Origin of the sequence: Rahnella perminowiae (assembly GCF_019049755.1) — a bacterium.
Taxonomy (GTDB): domain Bacteria; phylum Pseudomonadota; class Gammaproteobacteria; order Enterobacterales; family Enterobacteriaceae; genus Rahnella; species Rahnella perminowiae.
In genome coordinates this window covers 1-2,229 of record NZ_JAFMOS010000230.1, presented here as the reverse complement: position 1 = coordinate 2,229, position 2,229 = coordinate 1, and the positions used below count along the sequence as shown (strand labels likewise).

General features: G+C 50.6%; 4 protein-coding genes. All 4 read right to left on the bottom strand.

The window, feature by feature from the left end:
- Positions 1–289 precede the first annotated feature (289 nt).
- Complete coding sequence (locus J1785_RS01580; protein ID WP_116164652.1) at positions 290–595, bottom strand: hypothetical protein; 306 nt, start codon at positions 593–595, stop codon at positions 290–292.
- A gap of 18 nt (positions 596–613) precedes the next feature.
- Positions 614–916: a TrbM/KikA/MpfK family conjugal transfer protein gene (locus J1785_RS01575; RefSeq protein ID WP_209635824.1), complete on the bottom strand. Its 303-nt coding sequence runs from the start codon at positions 914–916 to the stop codon at positions 614–616.
- 49 nt (positions 917–965) lie between these two features.
- Positions 966–1,994: a P-type DNA transfer ATPase VirB11 gene (virB11, locus tag J1785_RS01570; RefSeq protein ID WP_217147493.1), complete on the bottom strand. Its 1,029-nt coding sequence runs from the start codon at positions 1,992–1,994 to the stop codon at positions 966–968.
- Positions 1,984–2,229: TrbI/VirB10 family protein (locus J1785_RS01565; RefSeq protein ID WP_274388844.1), on the bottom strand; the 246-nt coding region annotated here is incomplete at its 5' end. The genes J1785_RS01565 and virB11, both read right to left, overlap by 11 nt.

Genomic DNA, 2,229 nt, shown 5'->3' with positions numbered 1-2,229 from the left:
GCTTTTCGCTCGCTGGGGCGGCGAAATTTATTCGGCTCCCCCCGGCCTGCAAAATCCGCGTGGGCGCGGCTGTTTGCCGGTGAGGCGCGGTGCCTGAACTATTTTCGCTCCTTAACCCGCGAAAATAGTTCTGTCCGCTGCCTCATTTTTACGGCCTGCATTTCTTCACTCCTTAATTCGTGAAAAATGTGCTGGGCCGTAAAAACCGGAAAACCACCACGCCTTAAGCAAGAGTCGGCTGAAATATTTTGGCGCTATAGGGGACCTGCGAATAAAATTAATACAGGGATTAATAGTGGCTCTCGCGGATTTCCCTGATGATGTCAGAATAACACTGACGACTTTCTTTAATGCTGGTTTCATCCAGCGTAAAACCTCGCCGGTTGGCTTCCTCTGTCAGCGTTATTCTGTCGGTGGCGTTCAGCGTTTGCAGCAACTGCAATAACCTGCAGACAACCCGGTAGTGATAAATTTCATAATAAAGGCCGCATCCGTGCATCGCCTCATTTTCAATGTGCTCAATAACACAGGCTGCGCGCATGGAATCCCCACGCTGATGTGTCCAGGGATGCTGAATAAAACCCGGTTTGGTCATAAAGATAACCTCCGCTAATTAACCACGCATGCGGCCAAATTTACTGATTATCTGGTTGATAATTGCCGGGGCTGCCGAGTCACACTCAAGTAAAAATGATTTTCTCGCATCGGCAGTATGGTCTGGCAGAAAACCGTGCTTGTTCTTTTTGACGATATTAAAGAATGCACGTTCGGCCGAATGGCATTCATTGCCGCCGCCGTTCCCGGTGGCTTTACCGTACATACATAACACCACTTCACAGGCGTCAGCGGCCATGACGGAGGTGGAATATGACGCCATAATGCAGAGCAATAATGCGGAGGATATTGATTTTTTCATTTCGGTCACCTTCATATTCAAACGAGTGTTGCGTAATTCGATAAGTTATTTATTGAAGTCCTTTGCTGAATACACCTCTCATGCCATTAAGATGAAGGGGTTTAAAATAAACATCACTCATCCGGCGTATGTCACCGTGAATATCAATGCTGACTATCACATCAATGCTCTTAAGCACCTTGCGTAACAGCACGTCGAAAGGCATGTTCCGGCAGTCGGGGTTTTCATAGCAGCGGTCAATTAACCCTTCAATGCATTCTTCCGGGCTGCCCGCATGCAGGGAGGTCATTAATCCCTCATGTCCGGAACCAACGATTTTCAGCGCATCCCAGGCTTCCCGACCGCGAATTTCTGCCAGTAATATCCGGTCAGGGTTCATACGATAATTGGCGCGTATCAGTCTGCCGGGCGTGACAATGGCATTATCCCCGGCATCCGCCGGATAAAAGAGATGGACATAATTGGTGTGGTGATAGAAGCGGATTTCGGGACTATCCTCGATGGTGGTCAGCCTGAGGTGCCGGGGAATATGGTGCAGCAGCGATTTCATATAGGTGGTTTTACCGGATCCGGTTTCACCGACGATAAAAATCGTCTTGCCGTATTCCACCGCTTTTTCCATAAAGCGGGAAATTTCCCCACCTTGAAAATAGCGGGTCAGTTCAACATCTTTGCCTTCCGTTCGCTCCTTACCGCTTACCCGGTTATAAAATCCCGCATCAATCCATGACTGATGCGTTTTCTGCCCGAATGAGGGTTTGCGCAGCGTAATAGACACGGTATTACGCTCACAGGCCGGGGGAATGATGGCCTGAATGCGCTCGCCTGATTCAAGCGTGGCGGAAAGGATCGGCGAGGTGTTGTCGATATTATCGTCCTGCCACGACGCCAGTGCTCTGGCAAAGGCGTAACACTGACGCAGCGTAACCGGGGAATCATGTTTTTGCCATTTCCCCCGGATTTTGGTATGGAGTTCACCCGGCCGGTTAACGGCAATTTCCGTCAGGCCGTCCTGCGCAATAAACTCACCAAACAGCTGGTTTTTCATAAAATCCAGCGACAGGTTTTCAGCGTTCATACCACCTCTTTTTCAGTCGCAGCTGCCAGACGGATGAGAAATCAATGTCGGTGCCGGTCATGATCCCGATGACATCACCCTGATTCAGGTACAGGGTGGGCGGGATATTGATGCTGTTGTCCAGCGTCGTTTTCGCCATTTCCGCCGTGGCGGCGCGGGTGTTTTCGGTGTAGTCGGTATTGCGGTCTTTCCCCGGGGCAGCATCCGACGCCGCCGCTGCCACGTCCTGCACGGT

What these genes read in the sequence shown, in the direction of transcription:
- J1785_RS01580 (WP_116164652.1), bottom strand. Translation starts at nt 595, where the DNA reads ATGACCAAACCGGGTTTTATTCAGCATCCCTGGACACATCAGCGTGGG.
- J1785_RS01575 (WP_209635824.1), bottom strand. Translation starts at nt 916, where the DNA reads ATGAAAAAATCAATATCCTCCGCATTATTGCTCTGCATTATGGCGTCA.
- virB11 (WP_217147493.1), bottom strand. Translation starts at nt 1,994, where the DNA reads ATGAACGCTGAAAACCTGTCGCTGGATTTTATGAAAAACCAGCTGTTT.